Consider the following 20769-nt stretch of genomic DNA (forward strand, 5'->3'; position numbering starts at 1 on the left):
CGGACTGGACCTTGTGGTGGACCCGGTACGGGCCGAAGCGTCGTTGTGGCGGCGGTTCCGGTTCGAGGACGACCTGAAATGCCGGGAGACCTTGTTCAACCGCTATTTCGCGCTCGCGCGAGCCATTGCCGGCCGGCTGTTCCGGCAGCGCATGACGAAGAGGCTCGATCGCGGTGATTTCGACCAGTTCGCCTGCGAGGGCCTGCTGCACGCGATCGACCGGTACGATCCCCTTCGCGGTGTCCCATTCGGGGCCTATGCCCGCCGGCGGATCAGCGGCAACATCGCCGATGGTATCGCGACCCTGAGCGAGGTCGATGCGCAACTCAGCCACCGGCACCGCGTGGAACAAGAGAGGCTTCGCTCCATCGGCAGATCCGGGTCCGATGCGCTTGCCGCCCTGTCGGAGCTTGCGGTCGGCCTTGCGATAGGTCTCATGCTCGAAGGCACAGGCCTCATCAATGGCGCCGATACCATCGATACGCGCCCGAGCGCCTATGACAGCCTGGCCTGGCGCGAAACGCAGACGCTGCTGGTGAACGAGGTCGCGCGATTGCCCGAGAGCGAAGCGATCGTGGTTCGCCAGCATTATGATCATGGGCTACCTTTTGCGCAGGTTGCCCAGTTGATGGGCGTAAGCCGGGGCAGGGTGTCGCAATTGCACCGCGCCGCGCTTGAGCGGTTGCGCAAGCGCTTAAGGACAAGGGGATGAAGCAATGACGACCGGCCTGTGCGACGATGCCGACCTGGAAGATCTGATGGCGGCGATCCAGTCCGACGATCGTGACGAAATCCTTCGCGTGGATCGGCTGATCGGTTCCTATCCGGAAGACCCGCGGCTCCATTTCCTGCGGGGATCGCTCCTTGCCTCGATCGGTAGGCCGATCGAAGCACTTTCCTCGCTGAAGAAAGCGGTGGATCTGGCGCCGGATTTCGCGATTGCTCGGTTCCAGCTCGGATTCTTCCAGCTCACATCGGGGGAAGCAGTCGATGCCCTGACCACCTGGGGCCCCATCGTGCTATTGCCGGAAGGTCACTATCTTCGCTTCTTCGTCGGGGGGCTGACCCATCTCATCCGCGACGAATTTCCGGAGACGATCGCGCGTCTCGCGGAAGGCATTGCGGCCAATGACGAAAACCCGGCGCTCAACCGCGATATGCAATTGATCATCGACCAGGTGGCCGCGATTCAGCGCGATGGGCCTGCGGACGGCGATGGCGAGCCGACCGCATCGGCGACCAGCTTCCTGCTCGACCAGTTCGCCGGTCGCCGGCCGAACTAAGCAGTATGACACGCGTCTCCAGCGCCGACCATGTTCTCCTGCTGCTACAGGAGCAACTCAGCAAGCTCGGCAAGGAAAGATCGAGGCGCCGCGCGCCGGGCTCAGCTGTCCAGGGCGCAACGCCCGAACCCATGGCACGACTGCGCGCGATGGCGGCGCGAGACGGGCTTTCGGACGAGGATCTGCGGCGTGCGCTGGTCAGGACTTTGTTGGTCCGGCAGCTGGGCGAAGCGCTGGGAAACGATCCGGCCTTCGAGGCGATCGCCGGCGATGTGCTGCGGATGATCAGCGAATCGCCCGAAGGTCCCGCCCTGCTCGATCAGGCGATGCGGCAGCTATCGGAACCCTCTAGTTGAGTCCCATTCCCATCTTCGCCAGGGCCTGACCGATTGTGCGGCCGCTGCCGTCGATCGGCGTGCGTGCGGCATGCTCGAAGATTCGCCGCGCGGTCTCATGGTTACCGCTGCTGGCCGCAAGCAGGGACTTTGCAAGCGCCGCAGAATAGCATTGCCGGTCGAGCCTGAGCGCGACGTCGCTTTTCCGGCGCGCCTCGTCCAGGTCGCCGGCGAGCAGGTCGAGCACCGCGAGCGATCCGTGCGTTTCAGCGAATGTCGGATCGAGTTCGAGTGCATGGTCGAAACGAGCGCGGCTCGTCACCTGGTCGCCGTTGACGAAATAGGCCCATCCGGCCGCGATCCAGGATCCGAGATGATCCCCGAACATCTCGGCACCCTTGTCGATATCGGCGGCCGCGGTGCCCGACTGCCCGGTCATCAGCTTCGAGAGACCGCGTCCGATCCAGGCACGAGGGAGATTGGGATTGCCGTCGATCGCCCGCTCGAAGATATCGAGCGCATCGGTCGCATGGTCGTCACCGAGCGCGAGCGTTCCCAGCGTCGTCAGGGCATCGGGATGATCGCCGGCTCTTGCCGCGCACGCTGCGGCCAACTGCTCGTCGTCAATGTCGAGAGCCAGGACCGAGACAGCCGCCATAAGCCCGCGATGATCGGGGAAGAGTTCGACATAATGTCGGGCGACAGTACCGGCGGCCTCGAATTCGCCGAGCTGATGCAGCAGCTGCACGCGAAGCTCAGCTGCCTGTGGCAGGGCGCGAGCCGCATCATCATCGAGCACCTCAAGCGCTGCCTCGAACTCTTTCAGATTGGCTCTAGCCCAGGCAAGATTGAAGCGGACACCAGGATCGTGCGCGCCTGTTTCGAACAAGGCGCCAAAAGCCGCAGCCGCCTTGTCGAACGCACGCGCCTGCAACGCCGCGATGCCGGCAAGATTGATCTCGCGTGGCGGAAGCGGGGCGATGTCGGCGTAGCGGGCAAGGAGCTCTTCCGCGATATCGGGCCGGCGATCGTCGAGCGCGGCTTCGGCCGTGTCGGCGAGGAGCATCAGATTGCCGGGGTCGGTTTCAAGCATGGCCAGGAGGCTCGTTAACCGGCTCTCCATCGTCGCGTTCACCTGGGTCATCCTGGTCCTTTCGTGACCGCTTTCGATATCGTGTTGTGCCATGTCAGGTCTCGATGCGCACGACATCGAATGAGCGCAGGTTGATGCGCATCGGTATCTCGTTCACGGACAGCACCGACAATTTTGGAATGCTGCGCCTGGTAAAGGCTTTCAAGTGGCGGCGCAGGTCAGGGCCGCACAGCAGAACGGGTGCGCGGCCATCATGATGCATCGCCTCCACCATCGAGGATAATTTGCGGATCAGCTGCTCGGCGAGGCGCGGTTCGACCAGCATCGATCCTGACGCGCCACCCTGGTTGATATTGGTCGAGATCTGGTTCTCGATCCGCGGATCAAGGCTGAGCACTGCGAGATCGGCGTGCTTGCCGCGCAGCTGGTGGCAGATCGCGTAGCTGAGGCGCTGCCTTATCAGCTCGGTCAGTTCCGCCGGGTCCTTCTGCGTCCGGGCCAGATCAAGGAGATGCTCAAGCATCAGGTCGAAGTTCGCGACCGAAACCCCTTCCGCCAGCAGATTCTGCACGACCCGCTGCACGTCCGCTATGGCGAGACCGTTGGGGATCAGTTCCTCGACCAGCCCCGGTTGCAGCGCGCGCGCCTCCTCGAGCATCTTGACGACCACCGCGCGGGTGACCAGCGTCGACATCTCGCTCCGGACGATCTCGCCGAAATGCGTGACCAGGACGGTGACCGGATCGATCACGCGAAGGCCCATGTCCCGCGCGTACGCTTCCTGCCCTGGCTCGATCCAGGATGCGGGCAGCCCGAAAGCGGGGTCCCGTGTCTCGATGCCTTCCACCCTCTTCCCGGTCTCGTCCTGGCGGATCGCCAGCATCCGGTCCGGATGAACCTCGGCGATCGCAAATCGCGACCCGAATAGCCGGATCTCATATTCGAGCGCACCAAGCGCGGATCCATCCGTCACCCGGACGGCCGGGAACCCGATGCCATAATCCTGCTCGTGCAGGCGGCGCAGGCTTGCGATCCGGTCCATGATGATCGGTTCCTGGCTTTTCCAGGCTTCCCCCAGGTCGGCGCCGAGCCGAATCTCCAGCGGAGGGGCGTGGCTGGTGGCGCCCATTTGCGCACCCGCCGCTTCCTCGATCAGTTGTTCGGTCGCGGCGGCGGCTGTCGCGCGCCGCGCGCGGTGCCAGCCGAACAACGAGAGCGCGATGATCACGATGATCGGCCATTTGGGCATTCCCGGCAGCAGCAGCAGGACCATCAAGACGCCGGCGACGATCAGCGGGATTCGGGGCACCGAGGCAAGCTGGCGAAACACCTCGGTACTGAGCTCGCGGTCGGCCGACGAGCGGGTCACGATGATGCCGGTCGCGATCGAGATGATGAGCGCCGGCAGCTGGGTTGCGATGCCGTCGCCGATCGTCAGGAGCGTGAAATGGGACAGCGCTTCATCCCAGGCCATTCCCATCTGGACGACGCCAACGATCCAGCCCGCGATGATGTTGATCAGCAGGATGATGATCCCGGCGATGGCATCGCCTTTCACGAATTTGCTGGCACCGTCCATCGCACCGTAGAAGCTCGCTTCCTTCTCCAGTTCCTCGCGGCGCCGGACTGCCTCCTTCTGGTCGATCAGGCCCATGTTGAGATCGGCGTCGATGCTCATCTGCGCGCCGGGCATCGAGTCGAGCGTGAAGCGGGCCGCGACTTCGGAGACGCGCTGCGCACCCGAGGTCACCACCACATATTGGACGACGACCAGGATCAGGAAGACCACCAGCCCGATCACGAAATTGCCCTGGACCGCAAATGTCCCGATCGACGCGATGACGTCGCCCGCACTGCCGCCGGTCAGGATCAGACGCGTCGCCGCGACGTTGAGAGAGAGCCTGTACAGGGTCGCGACCAGCAGCAAGGACGGGAAGGTCGAGAATTCCACCGGCTTGCCGACATAGAAGGTCAGCAGCAGGATCGTCAGGCCCAGGCCGAAATTGGTGATGATCGCCAGGTCGAGCATCGCCGGCGGGATGGGCGAGAAGAGGATGACCAGGATGAGGACCATCGCCGTCACCAGCGCGAGGTCCTTGTTGTTGCGCAGAATCCGGTTGATCATTCGACGTCCTTGTCGGTGCGGTCGGCGGCACCTGAGCGCAGTTTGAAATAGAGTTCGGCCACGGCGTGATAATGGTCTTCGCCGATTTCTCGCCCGGGTTCGCAGTCCGCATAAAGAGCGCGCGCGAGCACCGGGCTTTCGAAGATGGGAATGCCCAGGTTGAAGGCGCGGCGCTTCAGCAACTGGGCGTGCAGGTTGCGCCCTTTGGCGCGCACCACCGGAGCGTTGCCGCCGGATCCGTCATAAGCAAGCGCCACCGCGACATGTTCGGGATTGACCACCAGCATGTCCGACCCCGGCAGTGCGCCAAGCCCCGCAGAGCGTTTGACGAACTCGGCATGCAATTGCTTGCGCTTGCGCTTGAGGCGCGGATCGCCCTCGCGCTCCTTGCTCTCTCTCGTCACTTCGCGGCGGCTCATGCGCATCTGCTTGCGAAATTCGCCGCGCGTCAGGGTCTGGTCGAGGATCGCAAAGAAGAAGGCGAGTACCACGAAGACCCAGAGCATGCGCATGCCGGCGGTCCGCATCGCCTGCGCGAGGCTGCCCGCATCGGTGATGGCGCTGCCGGCGCCCGAGATGGCCGCCCGGACGAGCAGCACGGCAACGACCGAATAGACGGTCATCTTCAGGACGCTCTTGAGGGCTTCCTTCAGGAGCCGCATGGAAAACAGGCGCTTGATGCCCTTTGCCGGGTTGATCCGGCTGAAATCCGGCTTGAGCGGTTGCGTGCTGAACACGAAGCCGCGAAGCTGGATAATTTCTAGAAGGCCGACGATCGCGAGGATCGTCCCGCCGAACAACAATATCGGCTGCAGGGTGGGCCAATAGGTGGTCGCGGCCAGGCCGACCGCCTCGTGGGGGTCGCCGGCGCTCCGGATGCCGCCGGCCAGCGCGCGGTGCATCATCTGCGCGAGGCGGCTTACCGTCTCTTCACCCGCGATCGTCAGAAAACCGGCCAGGCCGAGCAGGCCGGCAAAGAAGCTGAGGTCGACCCCGCGCGCGACCGAGCCCTTTTCGCGGGCGCGCTGCAGCTTGAACGGCGTCGCCTCTTCGCTCTTGTTCTGTTCGGGGCTTGCCTCGGCCATGGTTCAGATCAGGCGCGGCGCGGTTTCGAGCGCGTAGCGCAGCATGCGCAGGAACAACGACCCTGACAGCGCCAGTGCGATCGGAAGGATGGCCAGCATGACCATCGCCTTTACCTGGAAGCCCATCAGCATGACGTTCATCTGCGGGAGTGTGCGGGACATGAAGGCGATCGCCAAGTCGCAGAGGAAGAGGACAAGCATGACCAGCCCGCCAAGGCCGAAGGCCATCACGAAGACGGCGGAGATATAGCTGCTCAGGACAGTGATATCGCCGCCAAGGGTGGCATGTCCCAGCGGGACCTGTTCGAGCGACGCCGACCAGATCGCCAGCAGGTCGGCGGGCCCCTCGGTGGCGAAGAAGATCGCGCCCGCCGCATAGGCGAACAACGTCCCGACGAGCGGCAGCTGAGTCCGGGTCGTGGGATCGATCAGCATCGCCATGCCGAAGCCGGCCTGGACGTCGATCGTCCGTCCGGCGGTGAGAAGGGCAGCGAAGGCGAGCTGAAGCGAGAGCGATAGGGCGATCCCCAGCAGGAGTTCGCCGATCATGGTCAGGAATATCCCGTTCGTGCGGTAGTCCGCCTGCCAGGTCTCGCCGGGATGAGATGAAACCAGCCAACCCGCAAGCCCGATGGCAAGAAAGACACGAACGAGTGCCGGCACGCGAATGAGCGTGAACGGCGGCGAAAACCCCAGGGTCGGTGCGATGCGCAGGCTGACCAGCAGGATTGCAATCGCCTTGTCAGTCAGTTCCCCCATCGGCGGTTATCAGCCCCCGAGCGAAGGAATGACGGAATATAGCGAGGTCGCGAATTGAGTGACGCGTCCCATCATCCAGGGACCGATCGCAATGAGGAGGAACGCGGCCACGAGGATTTTGGGCACGTAGCTGAGAGTGATTTCCTGAAGCTGTGTCGTCACCTGAAAGACGCTGATCAACAAGCCAACGAGAAGGGTTGCGATGAGGACAGGGCCAGCCACGAGGAGGCTCGCCCACAGCATCTCGTTTAACAAACTCAACGCTCGGTCGGCGCCCATTCTATCCCCCGGGATCAGGCATCGCGCCGAACGTCGGGAACGATTCGCCGACGTCTCCGCCTGTCCCAAATTTAGACAGGTGAGCAGAACAGGCAATGTATTTCGTTACATAGGCCGGGCGGATACATCCATTTTGGTTGCTTTTTTGCGGATGCCACAGCGAATGACGTCGGGCTCATGGGTGCCAACGTCAAGGCCGTTGCGCGTCCATCAGATACTACCCGTGGCAATGTCTCCAAGCCTCCTTGTAGGGAATGAGCATGAACGCGGTGGACTCTCGGTCGTCGCAAGACTGCGGCCAGCTGGTTATAGGCCAGTGTCGTTGTGATCGTGGTTGCGGCGCCACAGGTCAGCCGGCGTGACCATTCCTTCCCGTCCGGGATTCCGGCGGTATTCGAAAAGTCGCTGAAGCCAAGCTATCCGTGGGAGCGGTCGTCCGGACCTGTGCTTCTTCGTCCGCCCCAGGCCTCCTCATTCAGGGGCTCCCCCGTTTCGAATATCGGCAGGGTGATCCTTACGGGTTCTCGAAATGAACCCCATGGAAGGCAGGAGAAAATCTACCTCGCGCGTGCGCCCGATTGGGGCAAGTCTTCCCCGACATGCGAGGATGGTGACGGGAAGAGCGCCGATGATGGTCGAGATCAATCCGCTCTATTCGATCGCAGGTCTCGCGGTCGGATTCCTGGTCGGCCTCACAGGGGTCGGGGGCGGATCGCTGATGACGCCGCTGCTCGTCCTGGCGTTCGGTTTTCATCCCGTGACCGCGGTCGGCACCGACCTGCTCTATGCGTCGGCGACCAAGACCGTCGGCACCGCGGTGCATGGGTTCAACCGGACGGTGGACTGGAAGGTGGTCCGCCGGCTTGCGATTGGCAGCGTGCCGGCCACTCTCGTGACTCTCCTCGCCCTTGCCTATGTGGGCACGAAACTCGACGGAACCGAGCATGTGATCACGGTGATGCTCGGTCTGGCGCTGATCGCGACCGCGATAGCGATGGCGTTCCGTCGCCAGATCCTCGCTCGTTATGCGGGCGTGCTGGAAGCGACGCCCGACCGCCGGATCATGCGCCTGACCATCATGCTCGGGGCTGTGCTCGGCGTGCTGGTTTCGCTGTCGTCGGTCGGCGCGGGTGCGCTCGGCATGACCGCGCTGCTGATCCTGTATCCGAAGCTGCCCACCAATCGCCTGGTCGGTTCCGATATCGCGCATGCGGTTCCGCTGACGTTGATCGCCGGAATGGGTCACTGGGCAATGGGTTCGGTGGATTTCGGCCTGTTGCTCTCGCTGCTGATCGGCTCGGTGCCGGGGATCATCGTCGGAAGCCTGGTTTCGGCGCGGGTACCGGACGGGGTATCGCGCACCGTGCTTGCCGGGGCACTCGCGATCGTGGGCGGCAAACTGATCTTCTAGGCATTGCGGGTCAGGATACTGATCGCGCCAGGGTCCGGCCGGGCCGGGAGGAAAATCGTCAGAACGGGCACCCATTGCTTGCGATTGTGCTTGAAGAACGCCAAGCTATAATACAGGATAGGCAAATAACGCACGATATCTGGGGGAATAATGCCGACATCTCAGGCTATCGTGCACGCTGACTCGACCGAATCGGGCGGCGGATCGGCCTTTCTCTGGTTCGTGGCGGGCGTCTCGGCGCTTGGCGGCCTGTTGTTCGGCTATGACTGGGTCGTCATCGGAGGCGCCAAGCCCTTTTACGAAGCCTATTTCGGCGTGGTCGAACCCCAGCTCCAGGCATGGGCGATGAGCTGCGCGCTGGTCGGCTGCCTGGTCGGCGCGGTGGGGTCGGGCGCGCTCAGCGAAGCGCTTGGCCGACGTCGCGCGCTGCTCGTCGCGGCGCTGCTGTTCGCCGTTTCGGCGATTGGCACGGGCCGCGCGATGAGCTTCGACGGGTTCGTCGTATGGCGCGTCGTCGGCGGCCTCGCCATCGGCATGGCCTCGGTCCTGTCGCCCGTTTACATCGCCGAGATCGCGCCCGCCGAGATTCGCGGCAAGCTGGTCTGCCTCAACGAACTGACCATCGTGCTCGGCATCGTCGGTGCGCAGACGGTCAACTGGCTCATCGCCGACCCGATTGCAGCGGGTGCGACGATGGACAGCATCCGCGCCAGCTGGAACGGCCAGACCGCCTGGCGCCATATGTTCGAAGCCGCGGTCGTCCCGGCGACATTGTTCTTCCTCGGGGCGCTGGTCATTCCCGAAAGCCCGCGCTGGCTCGCTGGCAAGGGGCGCTGGGCCGATGCCGAAGCGGTGCTCGCGCGCTTCGGCGGCAGCGCGCGGGCGAAGATCGTCGTGGAGGAAATGCGCGCCGGCTTCGCCGCGGCCCCGTCGCGCGACGTCTGGGGCACGATCCGCCAGCCGCGCACCCGTCGGGCGCTCGCCATCGGCATCACGCTCGCTGTCCTGCAGCAATGGTGCGGGATCAACGTGATCTTCAACTATGCGCAGGAGGTGTTCACGGCGGCCGGCTATGCGCTCTCGGCGATCCTGTTCAACATCGTCGTCACCGGTGTCGTCATGTGCATCTTCACCTTCATCGCGATCGGCACGGTCGATCGGTGGGGCCGCCGGCCGCTCATGCTGATCGGCTGTGCCGGGCTTGCCGCAATCTATCTCGTGCTCGGCGCGCTCTATTTCGGCCATTTCCAGGGCTGGCCGCTGCTGCTGCTCGTGGTCGCGGCGATCGGCGTCTACGCCATGACGCTCGCCCCGATCACCTGGGTCATCCTTTCCGAGATCTTCCCCAATGAGGCGCGGGGGGCGTCGGTCGCGATCTGCACCACCGCGCTCTGGGCAGCATGCTTCGTGCTGACCTATACCTTTCCATTGCTCAATGCGTCGGTCGGAACCGCGGTCACTTTCTGGATCTATGCCGGCATTTGCGCTGGCGGCTTCGTCTTCGTGCTGCGCAATCTGCCGGAGACCAAGGGGCAGAGTCTGGAAGAAATCGAGCAGGGTTGGGACCGCTGAGTCCCCTCGCATCATTTCCATGAGGCACGCATGACACTCAACTGGCTCGATCTCGCCGTCATGGCAGTCTATCTGATCGGCATCACCGCGTTCGGAATCATCGTCGGATACCGGCGCAACAGCAGCGCGCAGCAATATTTCCTCGCCAGCCGGTCGCTCAACTGGTTCACGGTGGGCGCCGCCGTCTTCACCTCGAACATCTCGACCTTGCATCTGGTGGGCCTGGCCGCCGGCGGGGCGAAGGACGGCCTGGTCATCGGCAATTTCGAATGGATGGCGTCGTTCACGCTCATCCTGCTCGCCCTGATCTTCGCGCCCTTCTATATCCGGTCGGGCGCCCAGACCCTGCCCGAGTTCATGGAGCGGCGCTATGGTCCGTCGGCCCGCACCTTCCTCGCGGTGATCGGCCTGCTCGGCGCGCTGCTGGTGCATATCGGCATCAGCCTGTTCGCCGCGGCGAAGCTGTTCGAGAGCTTTCTCGGCCTGCCGATGTTCCCCATCATCGTCACGCTGTCGCTGTTCACCGTCGTCTATACGGCATTGGGCGGGCTGCGCGCGGTCGTGCTGACCGAGAGCATCCAGGTCTGCCTGCTGCTCGGCGGCGCCATCCTGATCACCGCGCTCGGCATCCACGCCTTGCCGGGCATCGGGGTGCACGACGTCGCCGCCTTTCGCGAGGCGGCCTCGCCCGAGCGATTGAGCATGCTGCAGCCGGTCCATGACAATGCGGGCAATCTCAACGGATTTTCATGGCTCGCCGTGCTGCTCGGTTATCCGATCCTCGGCATCTGGTACTGGTGCGCCGACCAGACCCATGTCCAGCGCGTGCTCGGCGCGCGCGATCTGCGCGCCGGCCAGAACGGCGCGCTGTTCGCCGGCTTCCTCAAGATCACGCCGGTGTTCCTGATGGTCCTTCCCGGCATCATCGGCTTCGTGCTGTGGCGCCACGGCGCGTTCCAGTTGCCGGTGGTTGTGGGCACCGGCCAGCCGGATTTCAATGCGATGCTGCCCGCGCTCATCAATCATCTGGTGCCGGTCGGCCTGCGCGGCCTGCTCGCCGCCTGCATGGCGGCGGCGCTGATGAGCTGCATGGCCGCGGCGCTCAACAGCTGCGCCACGCTCGTCTCGCTCGACATCGTCCGCCGGATCAGGCCGGGGACGAGCGAGCAGAAACTCGTTCGGATCGGTCGCATCGCGACAGCGGTGATCATGCTGCTCGCGATGGCCTGGTCGACCCAGGGCGATCAGTTCGGCACCATCTTCGAGGCGATCAACAAGATCCCGATGACCTTCGCGCCGGCCGTAACCACCGTGTTCCTCCTCGGCATCCTGTGGCCGCGCGGCAATAACCAGGGCGCGATGGCGACCCTGTTCATCGGCACCGCGATCGGCCTCGCCTATTTCGTCATCGATCTCCCTTCGGTCGGGCGCGGGCTGCTCGGCCTTGCGCCGGGGGAGGCGTTCGGCGGCCTGATCAGCGATCCGCATCATGGGGTCGGCATCCCGTTCATGCTCGTCGGGCCGTTGCTCGCGGCGTTATGCGTGGCCATCTATGTCGGGGTCAGCCTCGCGACGCCGCCCATGGATGCGGCACGGGTCGCCGCCGTGTCATGGGATCATCCGCTCGCCTTCCTGCGCGGGCCGGTCCAGGGGCCGACGGATCCGCGCATCGTCTCCGGGTTGCTCTTTGCGACGGTCGCCCTGCTCTACATCTTCCTGCACTGAGCGGCGCGTCAGGACGGGGTCGGAGCCCCCGGTGCAAGGAAACCCGCGGCCCGCAGGTCGCGCCACAGGGCGCCCGGAATGTCGGCCCCTGTCCATCCGGTCATATCGGCTGCCTGCGCCGGCGTCGCCAGCCCGGCAACGACGCTTGCGACGGCGGGATGGGCAAGCGGAAACTGTAGCGCGGCCGCGGGCAAGGCGATCGCATGTGCGGAGCACGCTGCCCGCAATGCCTGGGCCCGGGCGATGGCCGGCGCGGGTGCCGCCCCATAATCATAATGCAGCGTGACGCCGTGCGGGGCCTCGACCAGCAGGCCCGAATTATACGGCCCGCCGATGATCACCTTCACGCCCTCGCGCGCGCAACGGTCGAGCAGGGGCAGTGCCCCCTGTTCGAGCAAGGTGTAGCGCCCGGCGAGGAGAATCATGTCAAGCGGCACTGCATCCAGCAGTCGCTCGCAAATCGCGACTTCGTTGACGCCGATGCCGATGGCGTCGATCCGTCCGGCCTGTTTGAGGCGGCGCATCGCGGGATAGCCGCCTCCAAGGAAGTCGCCGAGATGCCGCTCGGCCTCGGCGCCATGGGTAAGGGCGCCGAGATCGTGCGCGAGCAGCAGGTCGACCCGCGCCAGGCCGAGCCGCGCCAGGCTCGCCTCGTGCGATGCGAGGACGGCATCCTCGCGATAGTCGAAGACCGGCTCATAGGGATCGGCATCGACAAAGCCGTGCCGCGTGCCGCCCGCCGCGGTCGGGGCCAGCAACCGGCCGACCTTGGTCGACACGATCGGCACGGGGCCGTCGTGCCTAGCCAGCGCCATGCCCAGCCGGCGCTCCGCCAGGCCGAAGCCATAATGCGGCGCGACGTCGACATAGCCGATGCCGTGCGAAAGGGCCGCCGCGACCGTCGCGATGGCGTCGTCGTCCGACATCGTCCAATAGAGATTGCCAAGGGCGCTGCAGCCCATGCCGAATCGCGGCAGGTGCATGTATCTAGACCTCGATCAGCGCCTTGATGACATGGCTCTCCGGATCGATCCAGTCGAGCAGCGCGCGCGGAAACTCGTCCAGCGTGGCGCGGTGCGAGCCGAAGGCATGGGTCGGCACCTTGCCTTCGCGCATCGCCTTCATGACGGTCTCGAAGTCGGCGATCGTGGCATTGCGCGACGCCAGCAGGGTCGTCTCGCGCTTGTGGAATTCCGGGTCCGAGAAGGTGATCGCCGAACTCACGACCGAAATCAGCACATAGGTTCCGCCATGCGCGACATAGGCAAAACCGGTTTCCATCGCCTTGGGATTTCCCGTGGCGTCGAAGACGATATCGAAGAAATCGCCGTCGGTGACGTCGCACAGCGCTGCCTCGGTATCGTCCGACAGCCGCACGACATGATCGACCCGGAGCTCGCGCTCGGCGAACGCCAGCCGGTCTTCCCGGGTATCGACGACCACGACCCGTGCCCCCGCCAGCACGGCGAACAGCGACGCCGCCAGCCCGATCGGCCCCGCCCCGACGACCAGCACGCGTTGGCCGGGGCGGATCGCGGCGCGGCCGACGGCATGCGCGCCGATGGAAAGGAACTCGACCATCGCTGCCTCGTCCAGGCTGAGACCGTTTGCCTTGAGGATGAACTGGACGGGAACGCTGACATAATCGGCGAGCGCGCCGTCACGGTGCACGCCGAGGACTTCCAATCTGGTGCAGCAATTCGTCTTGCCCTGCCGGCAGGCGACGCAGGTTCCGCAGGAAAGATAGGGCATCACCAGTACGCGATCGCCCACCGCAAGGCCGCTGCCTTCCGGCGCTGCCTCGACGTCCCCGGCGAACTCGTGCCCCATCACCCTGGGATAGGAGAGATAGGGCTGGCGGCCATGGAAGATATGCATGTCGGTGCCGCAGATCCCGACCCGCCGGATACGGATCAACGCCTCGTCCTCGCCGCGGGCGGGCGTCGGCCGCTCCTCCAGCGCGAGCGAGCCGGGCTCCAGACACACCAGTGACCGCATGCGAATCTCCAAACAATCTTGCCTTTACCTGTAATATAGGACTACACCTTATTGTCGATAGGCATACGCATATTGGAGTGGATGTGGGAGTAGTTGCGGTGCAATGCGCATGGGACGCCGGCTGCCTGCTTGGCGAAGGGCCCGTCTGGGATGCGCGCATAGGGGCCTTGCATTTCGTCGACCTGAAGGGCGGTGCCGTGCACTCCTGGCGGCCGGACGGCGAGCACCGGACATGGCGGCTCGGCGGGATCGTCTCGGCGCTCGCGCTGACCGAGGCACCGGATGCCATCCTGTGCGCCACCAGCCGCGGCTTCGAGCGCCTGTCGCTCGACACCGGCGCGCGCACGCTCGTCGCCCCGCCGCTGCCCCTGGCCGGAGACATGCGCACCAACGACGGCGCGTGTGACGCGCACGGCAATTTCTGGATCGGGACAATGGACGATGCGGAGCGGAGCTTTGTCGGAGCGCTCTACCGAATCGGCTTCGGTCAGGAACCCGTGACGAAACTTGACGGGGTCGGCGTGTCCAACGGGCTCGGATGGAGCCCGGACGGCGGGACATTCTACTTCACGGATTCGATGCGCCAGTCGATCTACCGTTTCGACTGCGATGTCGCGTCGGGCACCCTGGGCGAAAAGACCCTCTTTGCCGAGCTGGCGGATGGGGAAGCGCCGGACGGTCTGGCGGTCGATGCGGAGGGCCATGTCTGGAGCGCGATCTGGGATGGGGGGCGGATCGTCCGCTACGATCCCGACGGTGGCATCGACCGGATCGTCGAGCTGCCCGTGCCGCGCCCGACCTCGCTCGCGTTCGGCGGGCCGGACCTTGCCACGCTCTACGTCACCACGGCGCGCATCGGGCTGTCCGATAACGTACTGCGCGCCGCGCCGCTGTCGGGCGCGCTGCTCGCGCTCGAGTCCGGTGTTCGCGGCCTCGCCGCCCGACAGGTGCGGCTGTGACACGCGCGCGCCGCGCCGGCGTCGTCGCCGCGCTTCTGTCCCTCGCGCTCGCCACCCAGGCCGAGGCGCAGAAGCTGGTGACGCCGGGCTATCTGTTCAATTCGGACCCGACCTGTCGGCAGATCGGCGACCGTTTCTACCTGTTCACCACCCAGGATCCTTTCACGGTCCCGTTCCAGCGCGACAACAGCTTCTTCCGCGGCATGTTCGCCTATCACGCCCTCAGCACGACCGATTTCGACCATTGGGTCGATCACGGCTCGATCCTGACCGGCCGCGACGTGACCTGGAATTCGGGCGGGGCGCTGTGGGACGGCGATGCCGGCATCCCGCACCAGGGTCGCTTCTATGCCTATGCGCCCTTTCGGGTGAACGCCAAGAGCGAGCAGAATTACGGCCGCTTCCAGCTCGGCGCCTTCGTCGCCGATCGGCTCGACGGCCCGTACCGCGACGTCTTCGCCGGGCCGATGCGCGGCGCCGACGGCAAGCCGATCGAGGCGCTCAGCCCCTATGTCATCACCGCCGATGATGGGAACCCCTATCTGCTCTGGGGCTCGGGCGACACCGACAAGCATGAGGTGTGGATCGGGAAGCTCGCCGCCGACATGACGAGCCTGGCCGAGGCGCCCCGCCAGCTCCGCGTTCCGGCGCGCGACGTGTGTGGCAATCTCGAATATTTCGAAAGCCCGATGCTGTTGAAGTCGGGCGGGCGCTGGATCCTCACCTATGTCGCCTATAAGGAGATCAGGGCGAAGGGATGCGAGGCCAAGGGTTCCTATGTCCGCTATACAAGCGGGCCCAGCATGTTCGGGCCGTTCGACCAGGAGACGCCGCGGACGCTGATCTATCCCGCGCCCGGCGGGCATGAATCGACCCAGCAGGGCATGTGCCGGTACAAGGGCCGCGACTATCTCGCCTATCATGTCCCTTATGACGATGTGCAGCCCTATGCGGATCATCACCGTCAGGTCGCGATCACCCGGCTGGAGTTCCTGAACGACGGTACGCTGCGCCCCGTCCGGCCGGAGCAGGATGCCGGCGTCGGCACCCCCGGCGTCACCCATTTGACCCTCGATGCCTTTGCCGCGCGCCGCGAGGCGGCCGAGTTCCATGTCCGCACCGGCGCCACCGGCGAGGCCGGGCTGGCCGGCGAATATCAGATGAAGATGAAGCCGGGCGGCTATCTGCTTTTCCGCAACATGGATTTCGGCACCGGCGCGCGCGCATTCCGGGCCGAGGTCAGCGCGGAACAGCCGGACATCCGCGACGCTCGGCTCGAACTGCGGCTCGACAACCCTTCCGGCCGGCTGCTCGGGACGGTCCAGATCGAGCCGACGGCGGGGCGGACCAGCTACCGGCTGACCGGAACGACAATCGGCGCCCCGGTGCGCGGCGTGCATGATCTGGTCCTGGCCGCGCGGGGCTCGGGCGCGGACATCGACGGGCATCTCTTCAACATCACCTGGTTTGCGTTCGATCCGAAAACGGGTCGCGCGCGGCGATGACTTTCACGGGAGGAAAGCAGAATATGGCATCAAACACTGTCCGGACGCGCCGAAGCGCAACGGTGGTCGCACTGCTCCTGGCGAGCGTACCGTCGCTCGCCCAGGCGCAGCTCTATCGCGACCCCGACGCGCCGGTCGAAAAGCGCGCGGGCGATCTCGTCGGGCGGATGACCCTCGACGAGAAGGTGCGCCAGATGCAGAACGCGGCCCCGGCGATCCCGCGGCTCGGCGTGCCCTCCTATGAATATTGGAACGAGGCGCTGCACGGTGTCGCCCGCGGCGGCGAGGCGACGATCTTCCCCCAGGCGATCGGCATGGCGGCGACCTGGGATCGCGACCTGATGCACGCCATGGGCAACACGATCGGCGTCGAGGGCCGCGCGCGGTACAATCTCGCCCAGGCGCAGGGCAATCACGACCGCTATTTCGGGCTGACCTTCTGGACGCCGAACATCAACATCTTCCGCGATCCACGCTGGGGCCGGGGACAGGAGACGCTGGGCGAGGACCCGTTCCTCACCGGGACTCTCGCCACGGCGCTGGTCCGCGGCATCCAGGGCGACGATCCCCGCTATCTCCAGGCGATCGCGACGCCGAAGCATTTCGCGGTGCATAGCGGACCGGAACCGCTGCGGCACGGGTTCGACGTCACCCCCAGCCCGCGGGACCTGAACGAGACCTACCTCCCGGCGTTTCGCCGCGCGGTGGTCGACGGAAAGGCGCATTCGCTGATGTGCGCCTACAACGCCGTCGACGGTGTTCCGGCCTGCGCCAATCCTCAATTACTGCAGACGACGCTGCGCACCGATTGGGGGTTCGACGGCTTCGTCACCTCGGATTGCGGGGCGATCGACGACATCACCCGGGGCCACCATTTCACCAAGACCAATGTCGAAGGGGCCGCGGTGGCGGTGAAGGCGGGCACCGATACCGCCTGCACTTTCCGCGACGAATATCTCGATCTGGGCGAGAGCGTGCGCAAGGGCTTCATCGCGGAGAGTCAGCTCGACGTGTCGCTCCGCCGGCTCTTCGCGGCGCGGATCCGCCTCGGCATGTTCGATCCGTCGGCGCGCGTTCCCTTCTCGACCGTGCCGATCAGCGCCAATCACAGCCTCGATCATCAGGTGCTGGCGCTCCGCGCCGCACGCGAATCGATCGTGCTGCTCAAGAATGACGGCGTGCTGCCGCTCGCGTCGAAGGCCGGCAATATTGCCGTTATCGGGCCGAGCGCGACGTCGCTCATCGCGCTCGAAGGCAATTACAAGGGCACGCCCGTCTCCCCCGTGCTGCCCCTGGACGGGGTCGAGAAAAGGTTTGGCGCGGGCCGCGTGACCTATGCTCAGGGCGCACCGTTCGTCGATCAGATCGCCCTCCCGGCGCCGCGCACCTTGTTCGGACAAGGCCTGAAGGTCGAGTTCTTCAACGGTACCGATTTCTCCGGGCCGGTCGTGGCGCGGCGCACCGATCGGCAGATCGATTTCGACTGGAACGCCGTCTCTCCTGCCCCGGGGGTCGACCCCAACGCCTTCTCGGCGCGCTGGACCGGCACCATCGCGGTGCCGGCGCCGGGCGATTATAGTTTCGAGGTCGCCGACCGCCGCTGCGACCCGAGCGAAGACCATGAAAGCTACGCGCTGCGTGTCGAAGGCAACGCGGATTTCCGGGCTGGCTCGACCTGCGAGGATTTCGGCAAGCCGCGCAGCACGGTGACGATCCACTTCGCCGACACGCGTCCGCGCCGGTTCAGCTTCGACTACAGCCACCGGTCGCCGCGTTTCTCGGCGGGCGTGACCCTGTCCTGGAAGGCACCCCGTCAGGTCCTGCTCGACGAGGCGGTGGCGGCGGCGCGCAAGGCCGATGTCGCGATCCTGTTCGTCGGCCTGGTGCCCTGGCTCGAGGGCGAGGAGATGCCGCTGAAGGTCGAGGGTTTCGACGGCGGCGACCGCACCGATCTGCGTCTGCCCAGTGCGCAGCGCGAGCTGGTCGACGCGGTCGCCGCGACGGGCAAGCCGGTCATCCTCGTCCTCGAAAGCGGGTCGGCCATCGCGCTCGGGCCGACGGGCGAGAAGGCCCGGGCGATCCTTCAGGCCTGGTATGGCGGCGAACGCGGCGGCGAGGCGATCGCCGATGTGCTGAGCGGTGCGGTCAACCCTTCCGGGCGCCTGCCGGTCACCTTCTATGCGTCCGCCGGCCAGCTCCCGCCCTTCACCGCCTATGCGATGAAGGGCCGGACCTATCGCTATTTCGACGGCAAACCCGAATATCCGTTCGGCTGGGGGCTGAGCTATACGCGCTTCGCCTATTCCGACCTCTCGGTCGGCGCGCCGACTCTCGCCGCGGGCGGCGAGCAGCGCGTCTCGGTGAAGATTCGCAATGCCGGCAAGCGGGCCGGCGACGAGGTCGTCCAGCTCTATCTGTCGGGTCCAGCATCGGCGTCGGCGCCGCTCCGGTCGCTGCGCGGCTATGAGCGCGTGAGCCTGGCCCCGGGCGAGACGAAGACCGTGCAGTTCACTCTGTCGCCGCGCGAACTCGCCTTTGCCGGCGAGGACGGCCGGATGCGGGTCGAGGCGGGGCGCTACCAGCTCTGGGTCGGCGGCGGGCAGCCGGGCGGGCAGGCGCCGGGCATCTCGGGAGAGTTCCAGACCACAGGCAGCACGGTGCTTCCGCGCTGACCATCTGATCGAAAGGAGTGCGTAATGGCTAAGGGAATCGTCGGTGCTGAGGACGTCGCTGCCTATCGGCGGGACGGCTATGTGCTGGTGCGGGGCATGCTCTCGCCGGAGGAAATCGGCGCGGTCGCGCGCGCGGCGCGCGAGGACCGGGTGCTCGACCAGAAATCCTATGGCAAGGACGACGGCGAAGGCGGCATCGTCCGGCTGTCGCTCTGGAACCATCCCACCGACACGATCTACGGCATGGTGGCGCGGTGCCGCTCGATCGTCGGCTCGGCCGCCCTGCTGCTGGAGGACGAGCCCTATCATTATCATTCGAAGATGATCATGAAGGATGCGCGCGTCGGCGGTGCTTGGACCTGGCACCAGGATTATGGCTATTGGTACCAGAACGGCGTCCTCGAGCCGAACCTGACCAGCGCCTATATCGCGGTCGACCGCGCGACGCGGGAGAATGGCTGCCTTCAGGTGGTCCGCGGCTCACACCGCCTGGGGCGGATCGAACACCAGCTGTCGGGCGACCAGGCCGGCGCCGACATGGAGCGCATGGTGGAGATCCTCGAGCGCTACGAACTCGTCCATGTCGAGATGGAGCCGGGCGATATCCTGTTCTTCCATGCCAATATGCTGCATCGCTCGGATCAGAACCTGTCCGAACACTCGCGCTGGTCGATGATCTGCTGCTACAATGCGAAGTCGAACGACCCCTACAAGGAGTCGCATCACCCGCGCTACACGCCGCTCGATGTGGTTCCCGACAGCGCGATCCTGGAGGCGGCCGAGCGGCGCTTCACCGCCGACGAGAAAGCCGCCTGGCTCGACGATGCGGACGACCGGAGCGCACGCGGCCTGACGGCGGCCTGAGCATGGCGAACGGACCTCGCGTCGCGAGCTTCATGAACTGGCTCGCGCTCGATGGCCTCGCAGAGCCGCCCCGGGGATGGCCGGCGGCGATCCGGGCGGCAGGCTATGACGGCGTGCAGCTCATCGAGCCGCTTGACGCCGGCCTGCTCGCGTCGATCCGGGCGGAGGGGCTCCGCGTCTGCGGCAGCGGCCGGGTCAACCTGCCCGAAGATGCTTCCCGCCTTGCCGCGCAGGGCGCCGCGTCGGGGCTCGAATGCCTGACGATCCATCTGGGCTGGGGCATCGAGGAGGACGATGAGGCGTACCGGCTGATCGAGGCGGTGCTAGATGCCGCATCGGTCGAGCGCCTGCCGCTGTTCGTGGAAACCCACCGGGCGACCTTGCTCCAGGATCCCTGGCGGAGCGTAAAGTTAGTCGAGCGCTTCCCGGAGCTGCGCATCAACGCGGATTTCTCGCAATGGTATACCGGCCTCGAATTTCCCTATGGCGATTTCGACGACAAGCTCGCCTTCATCCAGCCGGTGATCGACCGGGTCGGTTTCATGCACGGACGGATCGGCGACGGGGGCGCGATCCAGGTCGATCTCGGCACGCTGGAGGAGGCGCTGGCGCTGCCGTTCGTCGAGCATTTCCGCCAATTCTCGGACGCCGTCTTCCGTAGCTTCCTCGACCGTCACGGGCCGGACGCCGAATTCCCGTTCGCGCCCGAGCTCCTGTCGTCCCGCGTCTTCTACGCGCGCCTCTTTGACGGCCGCGAAGTTTCGGACCGCTGGGAGCAGTCGCGGCTGCTCGTGCGGCTTGCCGAGCGATGGCTGGACGAGGCAGCGTCATGACGGACCGACAGTCAGGGGCCTGCGTCGATTCAAACTGACGGCCGACCATGGCAGGGTGGGATCGAAAGGCGCTCTCCTTGGGCGCTCCGCTCTTTCTCATCGCGGGTGAAATGGATTTCCCTGTTCCGGAGGAATTTTTCCCTGTTATCCGGAAACGAATTCCCTGTTATTTCCCTGTTCCTGGGCCAGGAACAGGGAATTTCGCGCTTCCGCCAGTGGGTCCGTCTAGATCGCGTTGCGTCAAATCTGAGCCATCGGACGCGCTGCCGCG

The 20769-nt window shown here is 65.5% G+C and carries 19 protein-coding genes; 12 read left to right on the plus strand and 7 right to left on the minus strand.

Features of this window, described 5'->3' with window-relative positions:
- The first annotated feature begins 16 nt into the window (after nucleotides 1-16).
- From AC1RT8_RS11715 to AC1RT8_RS11725, 3 genes are all read left to right on the plus strand, one after another.
- A complete protein-coding gene (locus AC1RT8_RS11715) occupies nucleotides 17-712 on the plus strand; it encodes a sigma-70 family RNA polymerase sigma factor (RefSeq protein ID WP_493075821.1) in 696 nt (231 codons plus the stop codon).
- Nucleotides 713-716: 4 nt separating this feature from the next.
- A complete protein-coding gene (locus AC1RT8_RS11720; RefSeq protein ID WP_493075822.1) occupies nucleotides 717-1283 on the plus strand; it encodes a tetratricopeptide repeat protein in 567 nt (188 codons plus the stop codon).
- A 131-nt stretch (nucleotides 1284-1414) separates the two neighbouring features.
- The gene (locus tag AC1RT8_RS11725; RefSeq protein WP_493075823.1) at nucleotides 1415-1639 is read left to right on the plus strand and encodes a hypothetical protein; all 225 of its coding nucleotides are present in this window, start codon (nucleotides 1415-1417) and stop codon (nucleotides 1637-1639) included.
- On the opposite strand, the gene AC1RT8_RS11730 is transcribed toward AC1RT8_RS11725, so the two are convergent.
- A complete protein-coding gene (locus AC1RT8_RS11730; protein WP_493075824.1) occupies nucleotides 1632-2366 on the minus strand; it encodes a tetratricopeptide repeat protein in 735 nt (244 codons plus the stop codon). The two genes, AC1RT8_RS11725 and AC1RT8_RS11730, sit on opposite strands and share 8 nt — an antisense overlap.
- Here AC1RT8_RS11730 and AC1RT8_RS11735 point away from each other — a divergent pair.
- Nucleotides 2352-2729 carry a hypothetical protein gene (locus AC1RT8_RS11735; protein ID WP_493075825.1) on the plus strand — a complete coding sequence of 126 codons (378 nt, stop codon included), beginning with the start codon at nucleotides 2352-2354 and terminating at the stop codon, nucleotides 2727-2729. The genes AC1RT8_RS11730 and AC1RT8_RS11735 overlap by 15 nt on opposite strands.
- Before the next feature lie 76 nt (nucleotides 2730-2805).
- Here AC1RT8_RS11735 and AC1RT8_RS11740 read toward each other — a convergent pair whose 3' ends face one another.
- The 4 genes from AC1RT8_RS11740 to AC1RT8_RS11755 are packed head-to-tail and all read right to left on the minus strand — an operon-like array spanning nucleotide 2806 to nucleotide 6959.
- The gene (locus AC1RT8_RS11740; protein ID WP_493075826.1) at nucleotides 2806-4836 is read right to left on the minus strand and encodes an FHIPEP family type III secretion protein; all 2031 of its coding nucleotides are present in this window, start codon (nucleotides 4834-4836) and stop codon (nucleotides 2806-2808) included.
- The gene (locus tag AC1RT8_RS11745) at nucleotides 4833-5921 is read right to left on the minus strand and encodes an EscU/YscU/HrcU family type III secretion system export apparatus switch protein (protein WP_493075827.1); all 1089 of its coding nucleotides are present in this window, start codon (nucleotides 5919-5921) and stop codon (nucleotides 4833-4835) included. Before AC1RT8_RS11745 ends, AC1RT8_RS11740 begins: the two co-directional genes overlap by 4 nt.
- Nucleotides 5922-5924: 3 nt before the next feature.
- Nucleotides 5925-6680: a flagellar biosynthetic protein FliR gene (locus tag AC1RT8_RS11750; RefSeq protein ID WP_493075828.1), complete on the minus strand. Its 756-nt coding sequence runs from the start codon at nucleotides 6678-6680 to the stop codon at nucleotides 5925-5927.
- Between the two features lie 9 nt (nucleotides 6681-6689).
- Entirely contained in the window at nucleotides 6690-6959 is a 270-nt protein-coding gene (locus AC1RT8_RS11755; protein ID WP_493075829.1) for a flagellar biosynthetic protein FliQ, read from the minus strand.
- Between the two features lie 607 nt (nucleotides 6960-7566).
- Between AC1RT8_RS11755 and AC1RT8_RS11760 the strand changes: the two genes are divergently transcribed.
- The 3 genes from AC1RT8_RS11760 to AC1RT8_RS11770 all read left to right on the plus strand — a co-directional run bounded on the left by AC1RT8_RS11760 (nucleotide 7567) and on the right by AC1RT8_RS11770 (nucleotide 11667).
- Nucleotides 7567-8370, plus strand: a complete 804-nt coding sequence (locus AC1RT8_RS11760; RefSeq protein ID WP_493075830.1) for a sulfite exporter TauE/SafE family protein — start codon at nucleotides 7567-7569, stop codon at nucleotides 8368-8370.
- A gap of 171 nt (nucleotides 8371-8541) precedes the next feature.
- Complete coding sequence (locus AC1RT8_RS11765) at nucleotides 8542-9942, plus strand: sugar porter family MFS transporter (protein WP_493075831.1); 1401 nt, start codon at nucleotides 8542-8544, stop codon at nucleotides 9940-9942.
- Between the two features lie 30 nt (nucleotides 9943-9972).
- Nucleotides 9973-11667 carry a sodium:solute symporter family transporter gene (locus tag AC1RT8_RS11770; RefSeq protein WP_493075832.1) on the plus strand — a complete coding sequence of 565 codons (1695 nt, stop codon included), beginning with the start codon at nucleotides 9973-9975 and terminating at the stop codon, nucleotides 11665-11667.
- An 8-nt stretch (nucleotides 11668-11675) separates the two neighbouring features.
- Here AC1RT8_RS11770 and AC1RT8_RS11775 read toward each other — a convergent pair whose 3' ends face one another.
- Together AC1RT8_RS11775 and AC1RT8_RS11780 are read right to left on the minus strand one after the other, a co-directional pair.
- Complete coding sequence (locus AC1RT8_RS11775) at nucleotides 11676-12629, minus strand: aldo/keto reductase (protein ID WP_493075833.1); 954 nt, start codon at nucleotides 12627-12629, stop codon at nucleotides 11676-11678.
- 25 nt (nucleotides 12630-12654) lie between these two features.
- Nucleotides 12655-13665 (minus strand): zinc-binding alcohol dehydrogenase family protein, encoded by a 1011-nt coding sequence (locus tag AC1RT8_RS11780; protein WP_493075834.1) that lies wholly within the window; start codon nucleotides 13663-13665, stop codon nucleotides 12655-12657.
- Nucleotides 13666-13763: 98 nt separating this feature from the next.
- Here AC1RT8_RS11780 and AC1RT8_RS11785 point away from each other — a divergent pair, with 98 nt between their 5' ends.
- Genes AC1RT8_RS11785 through AC1RT8_RS11805 form a run of 5 tightly spaced genes read left to right on the plus strand, consistent with a single transcriptional unit; the run spans nucleotide 13764 to nucleotide 20498 of the window.
- The gene (locus AC1RT8_RS11785; RefSeq protein WP_493075835.1) at nucleotides 13764-14624 is read left to right on the plus strand and encodes an SMP-30/gluconolactonase/LRE family protein; all 861 of its coding nucleotides are present in this window, start codon (nucleotides 13764-13766) and stop codon (nucleotides 14622-14624) included.
- Complete coding sequence (locus AC1RT8_RS11790; protein ID WP_493075836.1) at nucleotides 14621-16129, plus strand: family 43 glycosylhydrolase; 1509 nt, start codon at nucleotides 14621-14623, stop codon at nucleotides 16127-16129. The genes AC1RT8_RS11785 and AC1RT8_RS11790 overlap by 4 nt, the downstream gene beginning before the upstream one ends.
- 23 nt (nucleotides 16130-16152) lie before the next feature.
- Nucleotides 16153-18801 carry a glycoside hydrolase family 3 C-terminal domain-containing protein gene (locus AC1RT8_RS11795; protein ID WP_493075837.1) on the plus strand — a complete coding sequence of 883 codons (2649 nt, stop codon included), beginning with the start codon at nucleotides 16153-16155 and terminating at the stop codon, nucleotides 18799-18801.
- A 24-nt stretch (nucleotides 18802-18825) separates the two neighbouring features.
- Nucleotides 18826-19665 (plus strand): phytanoyl-CoA dioxygenase family protein, encoded by an 840-nt coding sequence (locus AC1RT8_RS11800; protein ID WP_493075838.1) that lies wholly within the window; start codon nucleotides 18826-18828, stop codon nucleotides 19663-19665.
- A 2-nt stretch (nucleotides 19666-19667) separates the two neighbouring features.
- Nucleotides 19668-20498 (plus strand): sugar phosphate isomerase/epimerase family protein, encoded by an 831-nt coding sequence (locus AC1RT8_RS11805; protein WP_493075839.1) that lies wholly within the window; start codon nucleotides 19668-19670, stop codon nucleotides 20496-20498.
- The last annotated feature ends 271 nt before the right edge of the window (nucleotides 20499-20769 follow it).

The organism is Sphingomonas sp. GW821-FHT10F11, from assembly GCF_058809095.1.

Bases quoted from the DNA above. Each gene is read 5' to 3' on its own strand.
- AC1RT8_RS11720 (WP_493075822.1), top strand. From the start codon at position 717: ATGACGACCGGCCTGTGCGACGATGCCGACCTGGAAGATCTGATGGCG.
- AC1RT8_RS11725 (WP_493075823.1), top strand. From the start codon at position 1,415: ATGGCACGACTGCGCGCGATGGCGGCGCGAGACGGGCTTTCGGACGAG.
- AC1RT8_RS11735 (WP_493075825.1), top strand. From the start codon at position 2,352: ATGCAGCAGCTGCACGCGAAGCTCAGCTGCCTGTGGCAGGGCGCGAGC.
- AC1RT8_RS11740 (WP_493075826.1), bottom strand. From the start codon at position 4,836: ATGATCAACCGGATTCTGCGCAACAACAAGGACCTCGCGCTGGTGACG.
- AC1RT8_RS11745 (WP_493075827.1), bottom strand. From the start codon at position 5,921: ATGGCCGAGGCAAGCCCCGAACAGAACAAGAGCGAAGAGGCGACGCCG.
- AC1RT8_RS11750 (WP_493075828.1), bottom strand. From the start codon at position 6,680: ATGGGGGAACTGACTGACAAGGCGATTGCAATCCTGCTGGTCAGCCTG.
- AC1RT8_RS11755 (WP_493075829.1), bottom strand. From the start codon at position 6,959: ATGGGCGCCGACCGAGCGTTGAGTTTGTTAAACGAGATGCTGTGGGCG.
- AC1RT8_RS11760 (WP_493075830.1), top strand. From the start codon at position 7,567: ATGGTGACGGGAAGAGCGCCGATGATGGTCGAGATCAATCCGCTCTAT.
- AC1RT8_RS11770 (WP_493075832.1), top strand. From the start codon at position 9,973: ATGACACTCAACTGGCTCGATCTCGCCGTCATGGCAGTCTATCTGATC.
- AC1RT8_RS11775 (WP_493075833.1), bottom strand. From the start codon at position 12,629: ATGGGCTGCAGCGCCCTTGGCAATCTCTATTGGACGATGTCGGACGAC.
- AC1RT8_RS11780 (WP_493075834.1), bottom strand. From the start codon at position 13,665: ATGCGGTCACTGGTGTGTCTGGAGCCCGGCTCGCTCGCGCTGGAGGAG.
- AC1RT8_RS11795 (WP_493075837.1), top strand. From the start codon at position 16,153: ATGGCATCAAACACTGTCCGGACGCGCCGAAGCGCAACGGTGGTCGCA.
- AC1RT8_RS11800 (WP_493075838.1), top strand. From the start codon at position 18,826: ATGGCTAAGGGAATCGTCGGTGCTGAGGACGTCGCTGCCTATCGGCGG.
- AC1RT8_RS11805 (WP_493075839.1), top strand. From the start codon at position 19,668: ATGGCGAACGGACCTCGCGTCGCGAGCTTCATGAACTGGCTCGCGCTC.